Annotated in this window: 24 protein-coding genes; 13 read left to right on the forward strand and 11 right to left on the reverse strand. The window is 57.7% G+C overall.

From position 1 onward, the window contains the following. The first annotated feature begins 26 nt into the window (after positions 1-26). From AWB80_RS06110 to AWB80_RS06125, 4 genes are all read left to right on the forward strand, one after another. Positions 27-1133, forward strand: a complete 1107-nt coding sequence (locus AWB80_RS06110; RefSeq protein ID WP_061173754.1) for a mandelate racemase/muconate lactonizing enzyme family protein — start codon at positions 27-29, stop codon at positions 1131-1133. A 110-nt stretch (positions 1134-1243) separates the two neighbouring features. Further along, positions 1244-1933, forward strand: a complete 690-nt coding sequence (locus AWB80_RS06115; protein ID WP_061173755.1) for a GntR family transcriptional regulator — start codon at positions 1244-1246, stop codon at positions 1931-1933. 47 nt (positions 1934-1980) lie between these two features. Beyond that, positions 1981-2883 carry a LysR substrate-binding domain-containing protein gene (locus AWB80_RS06120; RefSeq protein WP_087131037.1) on the forward strand — a complete coding sequence of 301 codons (903 nt, stop codon included), beginning with the start codon at positions 1981-1983 and terminating at the stop codon, positions 2881-2883. Between the two features lie 212 nt (positions 2884-3095). Beyond that, a complete protein-coding gene (locus AWB80_RS06125) occupies positions 3096-4097 on the forward strand; it encodes a dipeptidase (RefSeq protein WP_061173757.1) in 1002 nt (333 codons plus the stop codon). 119 nt (positions 4098-4216) lie between these two features. Here AWB80_RS06125 and AWB80_RS06130 read toward each other — a convergent pair whose 3' ends face one another. Beyond that, positions 4217-5485, reverse strand: a complete 1269-nt coding sequence (locus AWB80_RS06130; RefSeq protein WP_087131040.1) for an MFS transporter — start codon at positions 5483-5485, stop codon at positions 4217-4219. 515 nt (positions 5486-6000) lie between these two features. On the opposite strand from AWB80_RS06130, the gene AWB80_RS06135 reads away from it, so the two are divergent. Both AWB80_RS06135 and AWB80_RS06140 read left to right on the forward strand, forming a co-directional pair. Beyond that, complete coding sequence (locus AWB80_RS06135) at positions 6001-6945, forward strand: dihydrodipicolinate synthase family protein (RefSeq protein WP_061173758.1); 945 nt, start codon at positions 6001-6003, stop codon at positions 6943-6945. A gap of 455 nt (positions 6946-7400) precedes the next feature. Then, a complete protein-coding gene (locus AWB80_RS06140; protein WP_061173759.1) occupies positions 7401-8084 on the forward strand; it encodes a GntR family transcriptional regulator in 684 nt (227 codons plus the stop codon). A 15-nt stretch (positions 8085-8099) separates the two neighbouring features. Here AWB80_RS06140 and AWB80_RS06145 read toward each other — a convergent pair whose 3' ends face one another. Beyond that, positions 8100-8831 (reverse strand): GntR family transcriptional regulator, encoded by a 732-nt coding sequence (locus AWB80_RS06145; RefSeq protein WP_087131041.1) that lies wholly within the window; start codon positions 8829-8831, stop codon positions 8100-8102. 219 nt (positions 8832-9050) lie between these two features. On the opposite strand from AWB80_RS06145, the gene AWB80_RS06150 reads away from it, so the two are divergent. Genes AWB80_RS06150 through AWB80_RS06165 form a run of 4 tightly spaced genes read left to right on the forward strand, consistent with a single transcriptional unit; the run spans position 9051 to position 12288 of the window. Next, positions 9051-9839, forward strand: a complete 789-nt coding sequence (locus AWB80_RS06150; protein ID WP_061173761.1) for an aldolase — start codon at positions 9051-9053, stop codon at positions 9837-9839. 47 nt (positions 9840-9886) lie between these two features. Further along, positions 9887-10774, forward strand: a complete 888-nt coding sequence (locus AWB80_RS06155) for a substrate-binding periplasmic protein (protein WP_061173762.1) — start codon at positions 9887-9889, stop codon at positions 10772-10774. Positions 10775-10792: 18 nt separating this feature from the next. Beyond that, a complete protein-coding gene (locus AWB80_RS06160) occupies positions 10793-11467 on the forward strand; it encodes an amino acid ABC transporter permease (RefSeq protein WP_061173763.1) in 675 nt (224 codons plus the stop codon). 35 nt (positions 11468-11502) lie between these two features. Next, positions 11503-12288, forward strand: a complete 786-nt coding sequence (locus AWB80_RS06165) for an amino acid ABC transporter ATP-binding protein (protein WP_061173939.1) — start codon at positions 11503-11505, stop codon at positions 12286-12288. Positions 12289-12335: 47 nt separating this feature from the next. On the opposite strand, the gene AWB80_RS06170 is transcribed toward AWB80_RS06165, so the two are convergent. Beyond that, positions 12336-12512: an LbetaH domain-containing protein gene (locus AWB80_RS06170; RefSeq protein WP_425266834.1), complete on the reverse strand. Its 177-nt coding sequence runs from the start codon at positions 12510-12512 to the stop codon at positions 12336-12338. Between the two features lie 200 nt (positions 12513-12712). On the opposite strand from AWB80_RS06170, the gene AWB80_RS06175 reads away from it, so the two are divergent. Then, positions 12713-13132 (forward strand): hypothetical protein, encoded by a 420-nt coding sequence (locus AWB80_RS06175; RefSeq protein ID WP_061173764.1) that lies wholly within the window; start codon positions 12713-12715, stop codon positions 13130-13132. 117 nt (positions 13133-13249) lie between these two features. On the opposite strand, the gene AWB80_RS06180 is transcribed toward AWB80_RS06175, so the two are convergent. After that, entirely contained in the window at positions 13250-14011 is a 762-nt protein-coding gene (locus tag AWB80_RS06180) for a hypothetical protein (protein WP_061173765.1), read from the reverse strand. A 649-nt stretch (positions 14012-14660) separates the two neighbouring features. Between AWB80_RS06180 and AWB80_RS06190 the strand changes: the two genes are divergently transcribed. Next, a complete protein-coding gene (locus tag AWB80_RS06190; protein ID WP_244206414.1) occupies positions 14661-15236 on the forward strand; it encodes a LexA family protein in 576 nt (191 codons plus the stop codon). A gap of 100 nt (positions 15237-15336) precedes the next feature. After that, positions 15337-15696 (forward strand): hypothetical protein, encoded by a 360-nt coding sequence (locus AWB80_RS06195; protein ID WP_244206415.1) that lies wholly within the window; start codon positions 15337-15339, stop codon positions 15694-15696. Positions 15697-16056: 360 nt separating this feature from the next. Here the strand turns inward: AWB80_RS06195 and AWB80_RS06200 are convergent, their stop codons facing one another. The 7 genes from AWB80_RS06200 to AWB80_RS06230 form a co-directional block, all read right to left on the reverse strand. Further along, positions 16057-17364 carry an NAD(P)/FAD-dependent oxidoreductase gene (locus AWB80_RS06200; RefSeq protein WP_061173768.1) on the reverse strand — a complete coding sequence of 436 codons (1308 nt, stop codon included), beginning with the start codon at positions 17362-17364 and terminating at the stop codon, positions 16057-16059. 17 nt (positions 17365-17381) lie between these two features. Continuing rightward, positions 17382-17579: a hypothetical protein gene (locus tag AWB80_RS06205; protein WP_061173769.1), complete on the reverse strand. Its 198-nt coding sequence runs from the start codon at positions 17577-17579 to the stop codon at positions 17382-17384. 302 nt (positions 17580-17881) lie between these two features. Beyond that, entirely contained in the window at positions 17882-18892 is a 1011-nt protein-coding gene (locus AWB80_RS06210; RefSeq protein WP_061173770.1) for a glutamate cyclase domain-containing protein, read from the reverse strand. Positions 18893-18894: 2 nt separating this feature from the next. Beyond that, positions 18895-20208, reverse strand: coding sequence for an aminotransferase class I/II-fold pyridoxal phosphate-dependent enzyme (locus AWB80_RS06215; RefSeq protein WP_087131045.1), 1314 nt, complete (start codon positions 20206-20208; stop codon positions 18895-18897). A 53-nt stretch (positions 20209-20261) separates the two neighbouring features. Continuing rightward, a complete protein-coding gene (locus tag AWB80_RS06220; protein ID WP_061173771.1) occupies positions 20262-21257 on the reverse strand; it encodes a glutamate cyclase domain-containing protein in 996 nt (331 codons plus the stop codon). A gap of 9 nt (positions 21258-21266) precedes the next feature. Continuing rightward, the gene (locus AWB80_RS06225) at positions 21267-22586 is read right to left on the reverse strand and encodes an MFS transporter (protein WP_087131047.1); all 1320 of its coding nucleotides are present in this window, start codon (positions 22584-22586) and stop codon (positions 21267-21269) included. Between the two features lie 74 nt (positions 22587-22660). Continuing rightward, entirely contained in the window at positions 22661-24160 is a 1500-nt protein-coding gene (locus AWB80_RS06230; protein ID WP_061173772.1) for an aldehyde dehydrogenase family protein, read from the reverse strand. Positions 24161-24163: the final 3 nt, after the last annotated feature.

The following is a 24163-nucleotide window of genomic DNA, read 5'->3' on the forward strand; positions in this document are numbered from 1 at the left end:
AGTTCAACCGCAACCAGGCAAGGCAAATGAAAATTGCAAAGATTGATGTATTCAACTTCGACCTAACCTACATCCACGGAACCTACACGATGTCCGGAGGTCGGGACATCACGTCGCTTCCGTCAACGATAGTCCGGGTGACGAGCGATTCGGGCCATGAAGGTTGGGGCGAAGTGTGCCCGCTTGGTTCTGCGTATCTTCCCCAGCACGCATCTGGCGCACGAGCCGCGCTCGAGTTGCTTGCTCCGGCGCTAATTGGCCTTGACCCGACGAATATCTCCGGCGTGTACGACGCGATGGATGCCGTGCTCATGGGCCACTCATACGCAAAGAGCCCCATTGACGTGGCCTGCTGGGATTTGACCGGAAAGGCTTGGGGTGCCAGCGTCGCTGAAATGCTCGGTGGCGTGCGTCAGGAGCGCTTTCCGCTGTACTTTGCAGTGCCGCTCGGCTCGCCCGAAGAGATGGTGAGCTACGTGCTCGCGCGACGCGAAGAAGGCATTCATCGATTCCAGCTAAAAATCGGTGGTGACCCGACGCTCGACGGCATCCGGGCTAAGCACATCATTGATGCCACGGGCCCCGAAGACCTCATCGTCGGTGACGCAAACTGCGGCTGGCGCGTCAACGACGCAATCATCGCCGCGCGCGCGATGGAGAATCTGCCGCGCTTCTACTTCGAGCAGCCGTGCCCGACTATGGAGGAATGCATCGAGGTGCGCAAGCACACGACGCTCCCGATGGTCTACGACGAAGTTGTGAACGACCCAGCCACGCTCATACGCGCAGTTCGTGAAGGTGGCGCCGGCGCATTTAACCTGAAGGTCTCGAAAGTGGGCGGCCTCACAAAAGCGAAGCTGATGCGCGACCTGGGGCAGGAGCTCGGCCTGCAGATAACCGTGGAAGACACATGGGGCGGCGACGTGGTTTCTGCTGCATCCGCGCATCTGGCCGCCTCCACCAAAGAGCGTGCACTGCTCAGCGTCTCCTTCATGAACGACTGGACCAATGAGCATGTTGCCGGCTATCAACCGCGAAGCAAGAACGGTTTCGGCTCGGCACCGTCGGCGCCGGGTCTTGGCATCGAGATTGACGCCGGGGCGTTGGGCCAACCGCTGTATTCATTTTGCTGACGCTGCCTGCTCAGGACGCAGCGAGCAGCTTGCTGCGTCCGCGAACCATGTTGGTTTCGACCTAACCTGAGAGCCAAACGAACGTTGCAAACGGCCAAATAGAGCCCAAAATGCCCAAGGCACCTGCGTCCACAAAGCTGCGCCCAGTCACGGTTGCCGAGGCCGCCGCGGAGGAAGTGCGCCGCAAAATCATGTCCGGGGAGTATCCGGAAGGTTTCCAGCTGAAACAGGATGCGCTCGCTGCAGATATGGGCGTGAGTCGCATTCCGATTCGCGAAGCGCTCGTCCAACTCGAAGGCGAGGGACTCGTTCGAATCGTACCTCACAAGGGTGCGGTGGTCTCTGAACTCTCAATCTCAGAGATTGCGGAACTTTTTGAATTGCGCGGCCTGCTTGAACCACGCCTGCTCAGAATGTCAGTGCCTCGACTGACGCAAGCGGACTTCGCGGAGCTCGACAGCATTATTGCCGAATACCGGCGGGAACTTGAAGCTCAGCACCTGGCCCGCTGGGGCGAACTCAACACACGTCTGCACGACCTTCTGCTATCCAAGGCAGAGCAACCGCGCACCATGGCAATTGTCGATTCGCTCTTGCAGCAAACCGACCGCTATACTCGTCTTCAACTATCGTTGAGTGCCGAGAGCATCAAGCAGGCGGAAGACGAACATCAGGAAATGGTTCGCCTATGTAAGGCGGGAGACGTTAGGGGTGCCTCTGCGCTCCTAAAACGACACATCGACCATGCTTGTGAGGAATTGAAGGCATTCATTTTGTCGCGGCGACGCTTGTCGGCCTGAGCCCTGCGTCGGTCGACCCGGCTTACTGTCACCGTTCGGCACGAGCAATGAGCAAGTTCCCTCCCCTTTTCTGCTTGGTGGCCTTCGAAGCAAGCGCTCGACACATGAGCTTTACGAAGGCAGCACAGGAGCTCCATCTATCGCAGAGCGCTGTCAGCCGCCAGATTTCTCAGCTGGAGGAGTTTCTTGGACGCTCCCTTTTCGAACGTTCCCGCGGGCAAATGCAGCTGACCGTTGCAGGACTTCAATATGCTGAGGACGTGCGCAGCATGCTCAACATGTGCAACGAAGCAACGAGTCGAGTCATGGCCGGAAACGCTGCTCACACGCTCACGGTCGCGTGCTCATCCGGAATCGCGTCGCACTGGCTACCTCAGCGAATCAGTGCGTTCACGAAGCAGAACCCCGACACCCGAGTGCGAGTTGTTGTCAGAGACAACTTCCGGTCTCTTGTGACCGCAGAATACGACGTCGGGCTGTATCGATTCAATGAAGTTCCAGAAGCGACGAACACGGTTCGGCTTTTTGAAGAACGAGTTTTCGCAGTGTGCTCGCCAATGTTTCTCGAAGAGCCGGTCAAGTGCTCTCGCGACCTAACTCGTCACCGACTAATTGGGCTGGAAGACGGCGAGCGTACTTGGATGTCTTGGGACTCTTGGTTCCGCGTACAAGGCGTTCTTGGACTTCATATCGAGCCACACATCACCGCGAATCGCTTTCCAGTGGTGCTCGAATTGGCGATGGCTGGTCAGGGTATAGCCTTGGGCTGGATTGCCATCGTCGAGCGATTTCTCGAGGCTGGCCTGCTCGTCAAAGCCTCCTCAGTAGGTGCATCCCTCGGTGGGACGTACTACATCTGCTGGCCTCAAGACAGTGGCTTCAATCCTGCACGCCAGCGCTTCATCGATGCCTTCAGAGATTTCGCCTGTACGGACGAACCTGACCAGTAGATTGAGCGACTATCCGCGGCACTGTCGGGCCGCAACTCTGGCGGAACTCTCCGTGCGTGCCACGCATGCCGCAATGCACTCTCTGCATTTGGCTCGGAGTGCGTTCTGACGAAGAATCGATTTGCCTGGGGCAGCATGCCGATGTCGCACCTATCTTCCTTTTCGCGTGTCGGACTGCCTCCATAGATACAGGCAAATCAGGAGGTTCTAATATGCTAGATGCAAGAAAAATCCACGAGGAGTCCATCGTCATTGACGCTGTCTCCCCACTGCTTCTAAATAAGAGCTACACCGACCTGTACCGGCAGGGAGGCGTAACCGCTGTTTGCCCGACCGTCAGTCTTGGTGGCACCGCCGGCGAGCAGGTCAAAGTGCTTGGGTCTTGGCTCCGCCACATTCGACAGGACCCGTCTCTGATACTTTCGACGTCCGTTCGTGATATTGAACGAGCGAAGGAGTTGAATCGCCTCGCGCTTATATTTCACTTTCAGGGCACCGACTCGATTGAAGACAACCTAGATTTGGTCGACGCCTACTACGCCTTGGGTGTTCGGGTCATCCAGTTGACCTACAACGTGAAGAACCGCGTGGGCGATGGATGCACGGAGAGAACCGATGCCGGGCTGAGCGAATTTGGCATCAAGCTAGTACAGCGGCTAAACGAGCTCGGCATCGCGGTCGACTGCTCGCACACCGGAGTTCGGACGACACTCGACGCAATGGAAGTCTCAACTGCGCCGGTGATTTTCACCCATGCAAATGCGAGGTCCGTATTCGACAGCAAGCGGAACATCACTGATGAGCAGATTCGAGGCATTGCAAAGACAAACGGTGTCATTGGTGTCAATATTGTCCCGTACTACATCGTCAAGCACGTTCGACCGACCATCGACCAACTGCTCGACCACGTCTCGTACATCGCCAGCCTCGTAGGCGTCGACCACGTAGGAATCGGCTTTGACTACTTCGGTGGTCAACAACCATTCGTGTCAGACGAGGAGGCTAACCAAATCTATCGAAGCTTCATTGATGCAGGGAAGTGGGACCCAAATGTCACGCCGCCGCCGACCCAACTCTATCCCGAAGGACTCGACACCCCGGCGTACATGGCGAATCTGACTCCTGCGCTGATTCGTCGCGGCTTCTCGGAACAAGAGGTGAAGAAGATTCTCGGCGGGAACTGGATGCGCGTTTTTGCAGAGATTTGGAAGTAGCGTCGAGCCGAACGCCTCAGAATCGAACGATTCTGAGGTGCCGGTTCTGAGCCTATATCGCTAAATGAGGCAGGCACAATTGCTGGAGGCGGTGTAGCTCTTGAGGCTCGTCGCCGCTCCTAGGCTCGCCGAGAAAGCAGCAGCAGTCCAGCACCGACAACCTCGATGACGGCTACTACGAGCATCCCGGATTGAAAGTTCCCAGTCAGCGTCTTCATAACACCAATCAGCGACGGCGCCACGAAACCACCTAGCAACGCAACACTATAGTGCGCTGACGGGATTGCCCAAAATGTCGTAATAGCGGTCCATGAAAGCGCGGCCGCAACGCAAAGAGCTGAGAAGCTGACCGCGAAGTATTGCGGCGTGTAGGCAGCAACCAACATAGCAAGTGCGACGCCGACCATTAAGCAAGCCACGAAACCCTTGCGCTCACCTTTGCGGTCAGACCACATCCCGCCCAGAATCATTGCAAATGCTGCAGGGATGTAGGGTATGGCGGAGTACATGCCGATTTCTGTCAAGCTAGTCACCCCTGACGTCTTGACGATGCTGGGCAGCCAAAAGCTCACGACATACGCACCGGAAATAACGCTGAACAGAACACCCGATAAGAGGTAGAAATGGCGGTTGGTCAATACGTTTCGCAAGGAGCCGTGGGTTGCGCCAGACCGTTGGGTCAGTGAGCTTACGACCTGCTTCTCGTCATCATTCAACCAAGAAGCCTTTTCTGGTGTGTCGGAGAGGTAGAAAAAGGCAACCACGCCCACAAGTGCAGCCGGGAGACCCTCGAGCAAGAACATCCACTGCCACCCGCCCAGCCCGTGAACTCCGTTCATTGTCGACATGATGTAGCCAGATAGCGGGCCGCCGACAATCGCGGCGATTGGAGCCGACAGCATCACGGTCGACGAGACTGTAGCCATCCTAGACGTCGGATACCAGAGAGTCAGGTAGTACAGCATGCCCGGCGCGAATCCCGCTTCGAAAACGCCCAGCAGAAAACGCAGAACGTAGAACTTTGTCGCGCTGTCAACAAAAAGCATGCTGGCGGAAGCCAGACCCCACAGGACGAGAATGCGCGAGATGGTCTTGCGCGCGCCTACCTTCACGAGGAGCAGGTTGCTGGGAAGCTCGAAGAGCACATAACCGAGGAAGAACATCCCTGCGGCGAATCCGAACACTTTGTCCGTTATCCCGACATCACTCTGCATCTGCAGGTTCGCAAACCCGATATTGATACGGTCCAAGTAGGCGAGCATGTAACAAAGGAAGAGGAACGGAATTATCCTCGCATCAATTTTCTTGTAGGGTCGCACGGCCGTCGCTTGCGTCCGAGAAATGTCGAAAGTATCCGGCGTGCGCGGAATCGCTTCTTTCAAATCCATTTTTCCTCCTGAAATACCGGTTCAAGTCGCCCTGACAAGGCGGGGAGAATCTGTCGCGCCTGCATTCAGTTCGAGCCTAACGAACCGAAATGCGACGACCAACCGCGTCTTTCTCATGCGGGCATGCGTGTGATGCATGGAGGTGACCCGCTTCGGAACCGCGCCTCAACCGCACAAAGCTCCTCATTTTTCAGATGAGTGTAAGGAACAAGTTGCCAGATATCGCGCGCCACGGGATGATTGTATAAAGTTCTGACGTCGAATTCGTACAAATCTGCAGCCGCACGGGCAACAACGAAACTAGGGAAACTCCAGAAATGCCTTGCTGCGCGGGCGTTCTAGCCTCAAACGCCTTACTAGGGCTAACGCTTACCTAATCTTGATTGTATAAAATATTAAGGCGAGGTACTATGCTTCTCATGGCGGTGACATGTAAGGCTGAGCCGTCATTCAAGCCCCTTGCGGCCTTCGCCAAAGCATCTCGGACTATTTAACGAACGTTTGAAGGAATCACAATGAGTGACAACATCTTCACCGGCACCATCCCCGCCCTCATGACGCCGTGCACCGCTGACCGTACCCCCGACTACGACGCGCTTGTCCGCAAGGGTAAGGAACTGGTCGAAGCCGGCATGAGCGCCGTGGTCTACTGTGGCTCGATGGGCGACTGGCCTCTGCTGACGGAAGCTCAGCGTCAAGAAGGTGTTGCACGCCTTGTCGCGGCAGGCATTCCGACTATCGTCGGCACCGGCGCGGTGAACTCAAAGGAAGCTGTTTCGCATGCCGCTCACGCCGCCAAGGTCGGCGCCCAAGGCCTGATGGTGATTCCCCGCGTTCTGTCGCGTGGTTCTTCACCAGCTGCACAGAAGGCCCACTTCGCAGCCATTCTTGAAGCTGCACCCAAGCTGCCAGCCGTTATCTACAACAGTCCCTACTACGGCTTCGCAACGCGCGCAGACCTGTTCTTCGAACTGCGCCGCCAATACCCGAACCTCATTGGCTTCAAGGAGTTTGGTGGCGCCGCTGATATGCGGTATGCCGCTGAGCACATTACGTCGCAAGACGAAAACGTCACGCTGATGGCCGGCGTCGACACTCACGTGTTCCACGGTTTCGTAAATTGCGGTGCGACGGGCGCAATCACCGGCATCGGCAATGCGCTGCCGCGAGAAGTCCTGCATCTCGTCGCACTGTGCAATAAGGCGCGCAAGGGCGACGTCGCCGCGCGGCGTCAGGCCAAGGAACTGGAATCGGCGCTCGCGGTCCTGTCCTCGTTCGATGAGGGCACGGACCTCGTGCTGTATTACAAGTATCTGATGGTTCTCAACGGCGACAAGGAGTACACGCTGCACTTTTACGAGACCGACGTGCTCAGCGACTCGCAGCGCCGTTACGCCGAAACTCAGTATGAGCTGTTCCGTACTTGGTACGCGGGATGGTCGAAAGAAAACCAGGCGTGACTCAACGCCTGCTCAGCTCGTCTCGCCGCGGTCTCGCCAGCCACTCGAAAGCGCGGCGCTTTAGCGCTCCGCCCGAGCTTGGCCCTCCCTTAACGGCAGACGGACGGTCGGAAGTCTCGCCGTTGCACACGCATTGGGGCCGGTCAGCGACCGGACACGAGCGGACTGGCCGTCTGTACTCTCGAGCGAAGAAGCTCTCTCTTGCCGCAGCGGCGCTATCCGCGAGCATCGCAACGATGCTTGCTCGATGGCGTCGCTGCGGTTCTTTTAGCCGCTGCAGCCTCCTTGTGGCGGAGGACGCCAGCTTTTGAATATGACTTGATGGCAGAATGGCGAGACGCTGCGAGGCGAGCGAACCTGCGCGCTGAACCTTTGGGCCACGGCCGAACTCCCGCTCCCGGTGATATACTTTATACAAGCAAGCACCTTGACCGAAACACTGGAAGCATCGCGCCATGAGTTCCACAGCCACCAGTTCCCGGCTTCAGGCCATCACCGTAGCCGAGCAGGCCGCCGACGCACTTCGCCGAAAGATTATTTCGGGTGAGTTGCCTGAAGGCTTTCAATTGCGGCAAGACGCACTCGCTGCGGAGTTTGGCGTCAGCCGAATTCCCGTACGGGAGGCGCTTGTTCAACTGGAAGGTGAGGGGCTGGTCCGAATCGTTCCCCATAAGGGAGCAGTTGTATCGGAACTCTCCATCGCTGAAATCAGCGAACTGTTCATGCTTCGGGGGTTACTGGAACCGATGCTTCTGAAGAAGTCCGCACCAAAGCTCACGCAAGCAGACTTCGCAGAACTCGACGCGATTCTCGCCGAGTACAAGGAGGAGCTTCACTCCCATCATCTGACGCGATGGGGTGAGCTCAATACGCGTTTGCACGATTTGCTGATGTCCCGAGCCGAGCAGCCGCGCACTCTCGCAATTGTCACGAGCCTCTTGCAGCAGACCGACCGCTACACCCGCCTCCAACTCTCGCTGAGCGCGGAGAGTTGCCGGCGCGCAGAGGAAGAGCACGGCGAACTCGTACGCCTGTGTAAGACAGGTGACTTCCGAGGCGCCGCTTCGCTGTTGAAACGGCACATCGACCATGCGTGTGACGAGTTGGAGCAGTTTATCTTGTCGCGACGCCGCCTTTGAGTCAAAACTCAGCAATCATACTTTGCCTTTTGCTCGACTCGCTGCGCGCAATTGTTCGCGCCGTTCCTCAATGATTTTCTCGTAGTCAACGTCGCAGTTCTGACTGTTAACATGGTGCGTCCACGTCTTTTCAAGCTCGCGCAGATTGCCCTTCTCTAGGGCGGCGAGTAACTCGTGATGCTCTTCGACGATAGACGTCAGGTTGGTCATCTGCGTGGTCAGACCTAATGCAATGGTTAGTTGCCGGGCAATGCCCGCCCAGAGATTCGCAACGACATCGTTACCACCTATCTCGGCAACTTCACGGTGGAATGCCACGTCTGCAAGCGCAAGGCCGTAATAGTCCTGCCGCAGCACCATCAACTCAATCTCGTCCACCCGTCGACGCAAGCGACTTAAAGTCGACGGCGCGTTATGCAACTTCAACTCGACCAAACGCTTTACGGCAATCATCTCGAGCGCGAGTCGCGCCTCGAGCAAGTTGAGGACACGCTGTCGTGAGACCGGAACCAGCCGAATGCCCTTGTTCGGCACGCTGCTCACGATGCCTTGGCTTTCGAGCATTCGAAGGGCCTCACGAACAGGCACGCGGCTCACGCCGAGCTTTTCCGCGATTTCCGCCTCAACGATGCGGTCGCCGGGAAGGATAAGTCCGCGGGACGCGCCGCTCACGATTGCGTCGACTGCTGCATCGACCATCGTTCGCGCGCGGACCGGCTCCCATGTTGGTATTGAAGTGTCGTTCATTGTTCGCTCATTCTAGCCGCACCGTCCCCTTCAAGAATTCTCCGCGTTAACACTAACGTATGCAATACGTTCTTGCTCTTCGTATTTTATCGTGATTGTATACAAGTATGCTATCGAACGGCCACTAAAGTTGACAGTGCACCTCTGCGCTGAACAGGCCTTTCGTACTTTTAACGTCGGTGGTGACCCACACCCGCCGCGGAAATTTCTGGAGCAAGAATGGCCTACGAACTCACCCTCACACCGAAAGACCGACAACGTGGCGATGTGAACTTCGATTCGGAAGAAATCTGGCAGATGCGCGTCGACCTCGCGGCAGTGTTCCGAATGAGCGCGCACTACGGTTTCAATGAGGGAGTCGACAACCACTATTCCGCCCTGCTGCCGGGCCGAGATGACTTGTTTCTGATTAACCCGTATGGCTATTCCTTCTCTGAGTTGACCGCGTCGTCGCTGTTGATTTGCGATTTCGACGGAAACGTCCTCAGCGGACGCGGAAAGCCCGAAGCAAGCGCGTTCTGGATTCACGCACGGGTTCATAAGATGAAGCCAAATATCCGCGTTCTGCTGCATTCGCATATGCCCAATGCAACCGCGTTGTGCGCTCTTGACCGCGACCCGTTCGATTGGTCGATTCAGTCATCGCTGCGCTTCTACGGCATCGTCGCCGTCGACAAGGAGTACAACGGCCTCGCGCTGGACGTAAGCGAAGGCGACCGCATTGCTCGTTCGCTTGGCAACGCGAAGGTCGTGTTCATGCGCAACCACGGTGTCAGTGTTGGTGCATCGACAATCGCCGAAGCATGGGATGACCTCTATTACGTTGAGCGTGCGGCAGAAGTGCAAGTAAAGGCATGGAGCACGGGAGCAAAGATGGCACCCGTTTCGCACGACATTGCTGCTTCGGTCGCCCGAGGCGAGCGTGACTCTCACCCGGCAAGCGCACGTCTGCACCTCGAGAGCGTCAAGCGGTTCTTGAATCACGCAGCGCCGGGATATGCGTCCTGACTCGGCACTCGCCCCATCTCACCTCACTCCATCGAAGGAAAAAGTTCATGAAACCACGACTGACATGCGCCAGCGTCATTGCAGCTTTGCTCTTCCCGCTTGCGCTCAATGTCGGAGCGGCAAACGCTGCCGACGGCGCGCCCTATTACGAGGCAAAGCCTATGTTCGAAAACTGTGGCGACCCGTCCTACGACAATGCGCGTAAGAACGGCGTCGTGCTCGGCTTCTCCGAACTGCCCCCCGAAAGCTGGCTCGACCAGCAAAAAAACGAACCCGCTGGCATCGACTGGGAGATTCAAAAGACAGCGCTCGCGTGGATGGGTGTGAAAGTGAAGAAGGTCGAGTGGATGCCTTGGGATAGTACGGTTCCGTCCTTGCTGTCAAAACGCATCGACGTCATCGCAAGCGACATCCACCACACTCCCGAGCGCGACAAGGTCATTAGCTTCACCGGCCCGGCGTTCTGGTACGGCCCCGCGATTCTGGTCAAGAAGGGCTCGAACCCGGGAATCAAGACCTATGCCGACCTGAAAGGCAAGAAGGTCGGTGTTACTGCGGGCGAAGCAGGTGACTCTTATCTCAGAAGCATCGGCGTCGAAACGCAGCCATTCAAAGACCAACTATCGAAAATCCAAAGCCTCTCGCAAGGTCGGATTGACGCAGCCATGAACGACGAACTACTTTGGCTGAAATTTAAGCAAGAGAATCCCAACAGCAACCTCGAAGCGCTTCTCAGCGTCCCGACACCGCGCGCCATGATTGATGGCGGTGGCTTTGGCAGCGCACGTTACGCCGTTCGCAAGGAGGACTGCTCCCTGCGCGCAGCTTACACGCAGGCTTTGGCGGAAATGACGGCTAACGGCACGACGTCCAAGATTCTCCAGTCGTTCGGGCTGACGGACCGCAACTTGGTCGCATTCACCCTCCGCCCCTAGGCTCCAAGGAGACAGAAGATGATGGATTTTCAGTTTCATGTAGCAGCCGACAATTTTGGACTGCTTCTGCACGGTCTGCTGCTGACCGTCGAGCTCACCCTCATTGTGATGGCGTTGAGTCTCGTGTTCGGGCTCATTATCGCGCTTGCTGGTCGCTCGCGATTCGCTCCCGTTCGGTGGATTGTGAAGGCTTATATCGAACTCATCCGAGGCACACCGCTGCTCTTGCAGCTGATTTACATCTATTTTGTGCTCCCTGAATTCGGTATCACCCTTAATTCGTTTGTGGCCGCAGTGATTGCCCTTACGCTGAACTATTCGGCCTTCATATCGGAGGTCTATCGCGGTGCCATCCAGGCGGTGGCCCGCGGACAGTACGATGCAGCAGCGGCGTTGGGCATGACGCCTGGTCTCTCTATGCGTCGAATTGTCGTTCCGCAAGCCGTTCGGATGGTCATTCCTTCGCTAGGAAACTACTTCATTTCATTGTTCAAAGACACAGCTCTTTGCTCTGTCATCAGCATGCAAGAGATTTTGTTCAAGGCGCAGATGTCTGCAGCGCAAAATTTCCAGTACTTCACGTTGTACTCGATGGTCGCACTCATGTACTTCGCAGTCAGCTTCCCGGCCGCGCGATTCGTTGAACATATCGACCGCATATCCCGTCGGGCATTCACCCGGAGGACCCACTAATGGACACAGGTTCTAAAACAAAAGCTACCCATCCGATGGTGGAGCTAGTCGGCCTGTGCAAATCATACGGTCCTCACGATGTCTTGAAAGGTATCGACCTGACGGTGAACAAAGGCGAAGTGGTGTGCATCATCGGGCCGTCCGGCAGCGGAAAGTCGACACTCTTGCGCTGTATCAATCACCTCGAACACCCCGAGAAAGGCATCGTGCGTATCGACGGCCAAACAGTCTATCGGGATGAGGTGCACGGAAAGTATCGCGACCACAGTCAGAAGCAAATTGCTGCGGTCCGTGCGCATGTCGGCATGGTGTTCCAGCACTTCAATCTTTTTCCACATCAGACTGTCATTCAGAACGTCATGGAGGCACAAATTCATGTGCTCCGCCGCTCGAAGCAAGAAGCCCAAGAGGTCGCCAAAAAGATGTTAGCGACTGTTGGAATGTCAGAGAAGGCCGACTTCTACCCTGCCGAACTCTCGGGCGGCCAACAACAGCGAGTCGCCATTGCACGAGCACTTGCGATGGACCCCAAGGTTATGCTGTTCGACGAAGCGACAAGCGCACTCGACCCAGAACTCGTGGGCGAGGTACTTCAGGTGATGCGCAAACTCGCCGAAGAGGGTATGACGATGATTCTTGTCACGCACGAAATGCAGTTTGCGCGGCAAGTCGGCACGCACATTGTTTTTGTAGATGGTGGCGTCATCGTAGAAGAAGGTCCACCCGCAGAACTGTTTGGTCGACCGAAACGTGACCGCACGAGAGCCTTCTTGCAAAACATCTCTCACGAAGCCCAGTCGCATCCAGTTGAGGTGGCTTAAGCGGCAAGTAGCTTGCGGGGTCGCTCGCCTGTGGCGACTCCCAAGCTTTACAGTGCAAAACCGAGCTTATCCTGCGCCGTGATTTCACGAATCACGCGACAAGGAACTCCAGCTGCTAACACGTTTGCTGGCAAAGTCCGCGTGACGACACTTCCCGCTCCTACGACCGTGCCGTCCCCAATCTCGACACCCGGCATCACATTCACCCCGCCACCGAGCCACACAGCGTGCGGTGAACATCAGTCCTGACCCGACGTGACGTCGCAAGCGACGGGCAGAGCCTCCAGGTTTGGCGACATGCGCTCCCATCGGCGCACACTCCCGCCAAAGGCGCTCACGCGGGTGGCGTGGTCCGGTCCACCTACCGCAGGGCGCGAACGGACGGGATAATTCTCCGAAAAGCAAACTTATAAATCGGGGAAGGATGAAGGCAATCGTCGTATCTCTATCTGCAACCTGTCTGCTGGCATCAACCGTGGTTCTAACAGCCTGTTCAATCGACCCAGTCAGCAAGGAGAGCGACCTTGCTTACACGGACGAAGTGGTCGCGGGGACGCCGGAAAAGGTCATGCGGTCGCTGCAAGACCGGCAGCGGCGATGCGGTTCGTTCCTTGGCGCCCTTACGGTTAATGGGACCTATATGCCGGACGCGCCAGACCAAATTTTAGAAATTCAAGTACACATGTCGAGCCTTGGTCCGGTTGGTATGGGCCGCGTGCGCATGTCACCGGCCGACGACGGCACGCTTGTTCGTGTTGGAGTAAAGGCACGAGACGCCGCCGGCGGCGCCCGAAAGAAAATTTCCGCTCTCGCCGCAGACCCCTCGTTGCCGTGCGACTACTAACGACGGCCGCGCCGAAGTGCGGCCTCATATAGCGGCTCGTGCTTCACGAAGCTTCCTATCAAAGAGCAGGCTCTTTTTAAAAATAGTAGTAAGCGAGACATATATCTACGGTTTGTCTCAAAGGCTTGGTGTATTGGACAGCATGTCACTGATTCGCTTTCGCGCGCACTGCATCTCGAGCGCCCACCTTGCCAATTCCTCGGCCTTGCGTTCCGGGTCGAGTCTTCCTCCATGGTACGGCGTCGCTTCTCTTGACACCTGACTCCACAACACGAAGTCGACGTTGAGCTCCGCTCCGACGGCGAGTCGAACCGGCTGACCGCCAACTGCCGCTGCCAGCGCCGAGGCAATGCGAGGATTACTGCCTCTGTACGTGAACCCGGATGACGGATGATGGACCCATGCCATCGGGACGGCCAGTGTGCGTTTCGCTAGCCGCTGGCCGACCCGTTTGCTGTACACCAACATGAGGTCGGGTTTGAGTACATCAAGCACGTGGTCCAGCGCGCGGTCGGCCACCGCCCAAGAGCTAGCGGGAGGAGCAATCCGTGCCTTGCGAAGCGTCACTTGAAAGAAGTTGTAGTACGCGACGCGGTCCCAGAAATCTCGTCGCGATAACATTGTGAAACTTCGGGTGCTCTCTTTCCCGTGCATTGACGCGAGGATTTTCCCATAGTGCGCGTGGAGTTTCGTGCGCGCAGCAACTTCGGGGTGCCGCTTGGCTTGCGCCAGTGCTTTGATGGTCTCGGGCGTAACGGTCGGCCTCTCATGCTTCTCGGGTCCGTAGTGAGACTCGGACACGACGAGGACTCGCAGGCCACTGAAACCCTCTCCCTCGTATTTCTCACCGACCCAAGGCGCGAATAGAACCTCGCTCATCGATTTCTGGCCCGTTTGTAATGTTTGTGGGCAGATTTTAGCGGATGCGTTTTCGCCGCGCGAGGCTTGTGGAATCACGCGTTCAGTTATAGCCCAAAGTCGCGGCAAACATCACGTCGGGGCGTCCTTCGTGATTTCCCGCCAGAGATGTCATCGGCGACCTGAGCAAACGGATGTATTCGCTTACGAAGTCTTTGTTCGCACACTCGCAGTCATGGCCAGCTTCTGAGAACGAGAGCTAACCACATTCAGCACGACACGAGCCCGACGCCGACACCAGCCTTCACGCGGTTCGTCTAGGCAAAGTCATCAGCTCCACTTTGCTTGCCCGCGAGAGGCAGCTCGTCGTGCAGCGTCTCTGAGCATTCCTCCGCAGGCAAGAGACGAATATCAGCTTTGGGGCGCAGTCGTCGTGCAAGCGTGAACGCTTCGTCTTGGTCGTTTGCCTCCTTGACCAGGACGCCGCCTTCTCGAGGTATCTCGACACGTCAGGCGCCGCCTCGAGCAGGTCGAATGATGATTTCGGCGTCGTCAGCGCCCTCATTCGCGCAACGCCGTCGAAGTCGCGGCCGAAAACACAGGCCGATGCGGCCGAAAGGCGTCATACGCGCTATTATTTCACCGAATGAACATTCGATGGAGCGAACGAATGAACGATGAGACACACCTCGCCGCTCTTCGCAGCTATTGGAAACGAAATCAGGCCTTCCCTGCGATGGCAAAACTGTGCGACGTCGTTGGCCTGAACAGCACGAGCAGCGTCTTTGCCCTCATCAAACGGTTCTCCGAGACGGGCTATCTGGAGCGGGTCGAAGGTCGCGTCGCGCCCACGCGCCGCTTTTTCGGTCGTCCAATTATTGGCGCGGTGCGCGCAGGTCTTCCGCAACCCGAAGGTCAAGAGCCCCCGGAGTTGCTCACAATTGACGACTATCTCGTTGATGACCCGAACAGGACAGTCCTCTGTCGTGTTCGGGGCGAGTCAATGCGAGACGTTGGCCTGTTGGACGGCGACCTTGTGGTCGTCGAGAGTAACAGAGCGACGCGGCCTGGCGATATCGTCGTCGCCGTCGTCGACGGAGAGATGACCGTGAAAACGCTACGTCTCGATAAGGACAGCACCTTCTATCTCGAACCCGCGAATCCCGCGTTTCAGGTGATTCGCCCGCAGGGGTCGCTGGAAATCGTGGGCGTAGTGGTTGGTTCTGTTCGCAGGTATGGACGATGAGCGTCGTGCTTCTATCTGACGCGGTGCAACCAAGTGTTGGTACCATTTCGTCAACGCGATGAGCGCGAAGAACAATAAAGGCATTTGCGGGCGGAGTGGAATGGATATTTTCTATTATTGGCAGAAACTGGAACAGAACCTCAGGGATGGGCAGGTCGGCTACTTTGGTTCCAACAACACGAAGATTCTTGAACTCAAGGACCGGCTGCCCAAACGGGTATGGGTGTTCAAAACTCCAAAGGGCATGAAGGGCTCGGTTCAACTGCTTGGGTCGCTGCTTGTCAGTGATGAGCCTAAGGTTGCAGTGAACAGCGAGTATTCCCATCTGCTTTACTACGACCCGTTTTCGCCGCAATCAGTGATGTTCACCGATTCGGACGCGCGAGAGCGAATCGAGGGCGTAAACCCGCCTCCTTCAGCATCGTCTCCTCCACGCCTTCAAATCGAATTTTCAAGGTGACGCGGGACTGCAGGCACTGGAATCAAACGTAGTGCGCGAGCTGGAAGCAATGACGGCAGGTTGGGCAAAGGTTCAGATGCTTGAGCGGATAACGGACCGAAAGAAGGTTCAGCCAATCAACCCGTTTGCTCAGACAGCCCCGGAAAAGTGACCTTTGCCAACAAAAGGAGCCGCAGCGAGCGACGAGACGAGATGAACACGCCAGTCGAGTCCGGGTCAGCAGTCGCGCATGTGGATTCGCCTTTGATTAGTGGCGAGGTAGCAGCCGAAGATTGAGCGTTCAGAAAGAACAACGTTCGCTGTGTTTCATTGGTCCTTCGTCTCGTTCTTCAAGTCACTCAAAAGCGACCTTCCTGCAACTCAATGGAGCTTGACTCGCGGCGCACCGACCCGGCGAAGCCCACTCGCTATCAAAGCGACCAACATGCACCTAAGCCCGGAAACCGCCATCAAGTGCTTGCGATAGAGAGCTGCGTACATGGCTTTCGCGATAAGTCCTTCTACGAAGATGCTGCGCGATGGCGCGATACCGGCAAGGTTTCCGACGGCCGTTGACGAACCGAGCGAGATGAGGGACCCGTGGTCCTTATACTGGAACGAACCGATGGGCCGACCTTCGATGCGGGCAATTAGGGCCTTGTGCAAGAATATCGCCTGCTGATGGGCTGCCTGCGCGCGCGGCGGGACCATGCGTTCGCTGGTCCACGAGCAACTCGCACAATCACCCAAGGCGAAGATGTTCTCGTCACTTTCGCTCTGCAGCGAACTCGATACCTTTATCTGATTGATTTTGTTGACCGAAACACCGTCCAGCGACGCAAGCACCTCGGGCGCTTTGATTCCAGCGGCCCAAATGGTGATGTCTGCAGGGACGACATGTCCGCTCTTCGTCTCGACGGATTGAGGCCCGACGCGCGTCACCGAGTCCGAAACAGAGATGGAAACCCCCAAACCTTCCAACGACGCATGGGTCGAAACAGAAACCTTTTCGGTGAGTGCGGGTAAAATCCGGCTCCCAGCCTCCAGCAGCGTAATTCTCATGCTGGTGTGACCATCCGGCGAAAGCACACCGAACTGTCGAAACGTTGCTTCCATCCGGCGAAGCTCTGCTGCCAATTCGACGCCCGTAGCACCAGCACCGATTATGGCGAGCTGCACCGGCTCGCATTTCCCGCCCTCGCGCATCGCCTGCTTTCGCACGCATGCCTGGAGCAGCCGCTTGCGAAGGCGCTCCGCCTGTTCGAGGGAATCGAGGGTAATGGCGTTCTCTTCGGCGCCGGGAACACCAAAGAAATGCGTGCGACTCCCGAGTGCGAGCACGAGGGTGTCGTACTCAATATTTCGAGCCGGTAATACCTCGGTGCCACCGTCCTCCGCGTCGACGACCGCACCGATTCGAACTTGCCGAGCACCACGCTCTACACCTTTCATCTCCCCTTGTACGAAGGAGAAGTGATGCCAGTGCGCATGTGCCGCGTATGTGATTTGATGCGCGTGCGTATCGAGGCTACCGGTCGCAACTTCATGCAGAAGCGGCTTCCAGACATGTGTAGGCCATCGGTCAACGAGCGTTACCTGTGCGCACCCCGCCTTACCCAAGCTGCCTCCGAGACGGGTCGCCAGCTCCAGGCCGCCGGCGCCACCGCCAACAATCACGATTCGATGCATTTCAAGCCTCGTTCGAGTTAGTTGTAGCCAAGGATTGCTGAAAAGGACACGTCGGCGCGGTCGTGCGCGTTGTTAGCAAGCGACGACATCGGCGCCTGGAGGAGCGACGAATACGGAGACAAATACTTGTTCGCATTTGCACTTGCGCTCTTCGTAACGACGGTTGCCGCGTCGAGCGCGCTGATGAACGGTAAATGAATATGGCTGGAAGTCATGGTTGTCTCCTGAGTAATCCGAACGAGATATAGAGTGAGTCAGACGCTTGCGGAAGTCGAGAATGAAACGTCCATGGACCAACTATAGGAAAGTCAAAAAAGAAAAAAAAGACGACCTGTTTTAACGGTATTGGAAAGATTTTCTTACTATCGACTGGCGAATTTGCGTTTCAGGCGGCTTGCAAAGGACGAACGCAGACAGCCGAGGATTGACCTCAGCGCACAGGCGACGATTGGGACACGAAGAGAAGGTCCGTGCGCCCCGCCAACGGACGGCGCGAACGGACGTACTGCTGCGAGAATTACTTGAAGGCGGGAGAAATAATGGTCGAGATGAGCTGGACTACAGCAATATGAGTTGCCTCAGGAATTCCGTCGACATTGCCGTCGATTACGTTTGCGACCGAGTTGATAAGTCCGACATCAACACCACGTCTGAGCAAGGCAACCTCCGACGCGGGACTATGTGCCAGTGACGCCTTGCCCATTCGCGCCGCGAATGCCCCAGCGATTGCGTAGCAGCCCCAGTTCGAACACGCAGCGGTCACCAAGACGTCTGTGCCGGTTACGGCGCCGATGCCGGCGCTGCCATCTGGACGTATATCACCGAACTTGACGAACTCCTGCACCGCCTCCGCCACAACGCCCATCCCAATTTCGTTACCACCATCACCGACCGCAACGGTCGGAATACCTTGTGCGATGGCTTCATCGAACAGGAAGTCGATGCGGGCACGTCCCATACCGTAGTCGATGCCGCGCATACTGCAGTAGATGCCGTCGACATTCCGGCCAACGCGTTCGGTCGAGAAAAACAGCGCAGGACGGTACTTTTCGATGAGCTGCTTTGATGCGTCCTTGGCACCAGCTTCATCGAGCGGAAACGGTTCGACGCAGACAACTGCGAGACTTCCATCATCTCGAGCAATCTTTGCTTGCTCATATGGAAGCACAGTCAGCCCGGCAGTCGTCAGAATCGCTGAGGTCGTTTCGATGAGCGTCTGCTCTACGAAGGTAATGCACAGCGCCTTTTTGGAAAGCGAGAGAGCACGAACAACCGCAGCAAGACCTGCAGGACCGTCATTCTCGCCGATTGACGGCGAAATCCATGCTCTGGATACGGAGCCCGTCGTGACGAAGACGTTGGCTTTCTCGGGGATAGCCGCGAGCGCATCGGCGGCGGCGCCCACCAGCGGCCCACCTTGACGCTCGCGAGCCGCAGCGTACAGTTGCTCTACGCCACGACCACCCAAGTCTAGCGAGACGAGCGAATCGAGACGCTCGTCAATTGCGGCGAATTTGGAGTCGGTCATAGTCATTTCCCTATAACGAGACGCGCGATAGCATCGCGGTCATGGATAAGGCCGGCTACCTTTTCGAGAGATTTCTGCACCGCAGACACGACCGCATCGAACCCACCTGTGCGACCCAATGCGTCGAGCGTCGGCTTCAGTCGCAGCGACACTCGAGCTCCAGGCTGCCCATGAGTATTCACGGTAAGGATGCCGTGGTCTTCGAGAAGCACCATGCCCAGCGCAGACGTTGCCTCGCAAGGCACCACCACCGGCTTTTCGCCTTCACGGCCTGCCAGTTTCAAGAGCACCCGCAACACAGCATCCTCGTCCACCATCGGACCCAGGTCGCTGCGCTTCACAAGGTCCTTCCCCATCTTCTGCTCGAGCGCTTCAGCCAGCTTCTGACCGGCCGCGGATTCCTCGCGAAGGTCGCGAGGCTCATATTTCTGGAGCGAGCGCAGAACTGCCGCTGCGATGGGGGCACGCGCCTCCATTCCAAACTCGGCTCCCTTTGCCGCGGCGGCAGTCACCAGTTCCGGACGACCAACGAGAACGCCCGCGCGGGGTCCGGAGAGGCCAGCCTTATCGCAGTTGGTCACCGATACGTCTGCGCCCAGTTGCAGACTTAGGGCACCACCGTGAAGGACGGTACGCAGCCGAGCGCCATACGCCTCGTCGAGGAACACAATCGCACCTAGCGCGTGTGCATAGTCGGCGACTTCCCGAGTGATGTGGTCGTCGAGCCGCTCGAGGCTGCTCGTGACGGTCGTGATGACGACCAGCGCCGGCCGCTCCGCGTCAATAGTCTTAGCCCATTCCTTGTCGCCTTGCACTTCGCGGACAGGCACGCCGGCAATTTTGGAGCCACGAACGACCGATGCATGGGAACGTCCACCAGGGGGCACCACGGATACCACGGGTTTGCCATTAGCAAGCGCCGCAATCGTAGCGATGATGCCAGCGCTTGTTCTATTGAACACAGCAACCGCGTCCTCAGTCTTGCCACCCATGTGACCGATGGCAACCTGGCGGAGCTCTTCAGCAGCGAGGCCAGGGCCGACCCACTCTTCACACAGCGTTGCAATGTCCTCTGCGTGAATCGGGAAGTCGCGTTGATTCCCTGTGAAGACGCCGATGGACTCGGCGCCGAGCAACTTCACACGTTTTGCGGCAACGGCTTGGCCATGACGCAATCTGAGAGCTTCGTCGATGCTGGACCGAATAATCGAGCCCCGAGCGAATCCGACCGTCGGGTCGATGACGTTGCCAAAACTATCCGTTTTGACGGCGCTGGTATCAGCAGAGACGCTCTGCGCTTCTTTAACACTGCTCATTCGAACCACCCCTGTAGACTGTTGGTAGTCGAGCCTCTTGGGCCCAAACTTCCTTAAAGCGAGACTGCGACAATGCTTCGCAACATCTCAACGAAAGCCGTGTGACCCTCCCAATTGATGCCGTCCACAGCCACTTCTGCACGCGAGGTCGCGCCGTCTCTCGCCCCGGCTTGCACGGTTGCTTCGATGAGACGTCGCTCCAGTTCCTGACCATGCAGAACCTCAGGGCGCCCTTCTCTCGCAGCGATGGCGGCGGAGACTGCATAAGCTCCCCAGTTCGAGACTGACGCACTGACGACCACATCTGTGGCGGTTACCGTCACCACGCCGGACGCATGTCCAGCGAGCGACTTGGCGCCTAGCGGATGGATGGCGGTGATAGCATCTCTGACGGCGCCGAACCCGACCTCATTGCCGCCGTCGCCGATACCGATGGTGAGGACTCCACGCTTGCGAGCGACATCCGCGAGCAGATAGACGTGTCCAACGTCTTCCGGGTTACGACAGTCCCCACGCACGCCGTGGAAGAAGCCTTCCCGGTTTGGTCCATCACGCTCGACAAAGATGACAGCCGCCGGACGGTACTCCGCCATCAAGTCGTCGGCCTTGGCTTGTCCCGACTGCAGTCCCAATTGAAAGCAAACCGTCGACACTAACTTCGTCTGGCCGATTTCTTCGTTCACAAGAGCTGCAACGGCGCGAACGGGGGCAGCGTGTGCGTCTTCGGTGACGAGTACAACGCGCACGCCGTACGCGAGCGCCAGTGCACGGGCCAGCACAGCTGCGCCAACAGGCCCGTCCGTCTCGCCTTGCGGGAGTTTCGGCGCCGTACCAGCTCCTGTCGCGATGAAAACCGTATCGCCCTTGGACAGCACTTCACTCAGCTTGCGTGCAGCGAGCGAACTGAGCGGTTCGCCGTGATGTGCGCGGCACGCCTGATACATCGGTACGACGTACCCAGCTGGCAGTCCGCCGTTCAGAGGGCGAATCTCAACCGTCATAAGGCGGTCGATTCGCTCACCCGTGATTTGTTCGTTTGTCGGAGTCATGGCGGCGCATCAACGGTCGATGGGTTCGCGATACGTCTCTTTGACGAGGAGCACGCAGACCAGGGAGACAATCGCAGCTGCGACGACATACCACGACACCGAGAGCGAACTACCACTGCGAGCAACGAGCCAAGCTGCAACCATCGGGGTCGGGGCGCTGGAGATGATTCCCGACAACTGATAGGCGGTTGAAGACCCGCTGAATCGATACCGGGTCGGGTATTGCTCGGCATAAATCACGCCGTGCAGGGAACCCGTCGACGCATGCCCGATGCCAAGGCCAAGCGAGAGCGCGAGCGTGATAAGCACGGGGTTACCGGTGTCGAGCATCCAGAACAATGGGAAAGCAAACACAGCGAAGAAGAGAGCACCGAAGCCGTAGACGACCCGGCGACCGACCTTGTCAGAGAGCCAACCGAAAACCGGTTGCATGACCAGGTCGACCGCGGCGGCGACCAGCAGGCCAGTCGATGCCACGCTACGCGGCAAATGCAGCGTGCTCGTGATGTAGGTCAGCGCGTAGACCGTAATCAGGAAATAGCCGACATTCGCCACCGATTGGAAGAAAATCATGATGACCGTTTTCTTCTTCTCGTTTTCCCAGACTTCGAGCAGCGGCGCACGCGAGACATTGCCTGCCGCCTTCACTTTCTCGAAATTCGGCGGCTCGCTCACCTGGAGCCGGATGTACATGCCGACGAACAGCAACGCGAGACTGAAGATAAACGGAAGGCGCCAACCCCACGCGAAGAATTGCTCGTCCGGCAGCGCCGAAACCAACGCAAAGGCTCCAGTCGACACGAGCAGGCCAGCGGGCACACCCATTTGCATCGTGGCGCCAAAAAGCCCGCGCCTGCCTTCTGGAGCATGTTCGACCGACATCAGCGCCGCGCCCCCCCATTCACCGCCAAGAGCAAAGCCTTGGACCACGCGCAGCAGAATCAGAAGGCCGGGGCTCCAGTAGCCAATCGAGTTGTATGACGGCAAGAAGCCAATAGCTGCCGTACACAGACCCATCACAAGAAGCGTGAACACGAGCATCTGCTTTCGGCCCATGCGGTCGCCGAAGTGACCGATGACCATCCCGCCCAGCGGCCGGAGGATGAACGCGACAGCGAACGACGCCATCGAGGCGAGCGTGGCCATCTCGGGCGTCAGCTCATTGAAGAAGACCTTGGGGAAGACAAGCGCGGCCGCCGTCCCGTACAAGAAGTAGTCGTACCATTCAACCGTCGTTCCGATGAACGAGCTCAGCGCGGCCCGTGCTGACGAGCCGTGCGACGCGTCAGCGTCTTCAGTTGCGGTAGTTGATGCGTATTGGGCGGTCATGTGTCCTCCAACCTGTATGAAACGTCTCGCGTTGGCCCGGTCGATTGCCGGGCCAACTTTGCCTTCAGTCGCCGTTAGACGTTGATGGTCACGCTCTTGCGTGCTGTGTACGCTTCAAGTGCGCCTTCGATGGAGTATTCCGCGCCGATGCCGCTTTGCTTCGCGCCACCGTACGACATGCCCGGAATCTGACCACCGGCGCGATTCACTTGGAGCCAGCCGGCATCGATTTGCTCGGTGGCCTTCAATGCCTTGGTGATGTCATTGGTGAACACATAGGCCGCGAGCCCGTAGACCGTGTCATTGGCCCACTGAATCACCTCCTGCTCATCCGTCCAAGGAATTGCGACAAGAACCGGACCGAAGACTTCTTCGCGGCATACGCGCCAGCTGTTGTCGACGCCGGCGAAGATGACTGGTTCGGGGAAGAAGCCCTTTGCTTCTTCAACCGGCGGCGGAACCGTACCCGTGAGAACTTGTGCGCCCGAATCGACTGCTTCTTTGATGAAATCGCGGACAGCGGTGTAGCGCTCTTCGCTGATGATTGCGCCGATGTCATTCGCTTCGTCGAGCGAGTCGCCCGTCTTCAGTTTTTTGACCTTTGCAACCAGTTTCGGAATCACGACGTCCCAAACATCCTTGTGGACATAGAGACGCGAGCCTGCCGTACAGGATTGACCTTGGCGAGCGAAGCGCATTGCGTTGATGATGCCGGTCACTGTCGCGTCGACATACTCTGGCGTCGCAGCGTCCGGGTAGACGATACAAGGGCTCTTGCCGCCCAGCTCCAGCGTCGAACGCCCGATGCGGTCTGCGACAGCATGCGCCACGAGCTTCCCGACTTCCAGCGAACCCGTGAATGACACCTTTGCGACGTCCGCGTTTTGCGACAACGCAGCGCCCGCTTCAATACCGGTACCAGTGACCAGATTGAACACACCAGCCGGGAACAGCCCGGTCGCGAGTTCCGCAATTTTAATAACGGCCAGCGGAGCATCTTCTGCAGGCTTCAGGACCAGCGTGTTACCGGTGCCGAGCGCCATGCCAATCTTCACGGCGGCCAAAACGACCGGAGAGTTCCACGGAATGATGGCGCCGACAACGCCGAGCGGTTCGCGAGTCGAATAGCTGAACAGGCCAGGACCGAGCGGAAGCGTTTCACCCTTCTGCTCCGCAACGACGCCACCGTAATAGCGGAGCACTTCGGCTGCGCCCAGAACTTCAGGACGGCTTTGCGTACGCAAGGCATTGCCGCTTTCTGCTGCGAGCACGCGTGCGATTTCTTCTGCGTTAGCCGTAACGCGATTGCCCAGTTCCATCAGCAGCGCGCCTCGGGCACGCGAAGCCATGCGGCGCCACGTCGGGAATGCGGCCTTTGCCGCGACCACCGCTGCGGCGACGTCGTCTGCATCGCTTGCGCCAATAGTTGCGAGCTTCTCACGACGCGACGGATTCTCGATGTCGAGCGTCTTGCCCTTCGCCGGCGTGCGCCATTCGTTGTTGACGAGCAGGCCAGTAATGCCAGCTTTCGGAAGGACAACTTCGGCTTTCAGGTCTTCAGTACGGGAATTCACGAT

The organism is Caballeronia pedi (assembly GCF_001544915.2).
Classification (GTDB): domain Bacteria; phylum Pseudomonadota; class Gammaproteobacteria; order Burkholderiales; family Burkholderiaceae; genus Caballeronia; species Caballeronia pedi.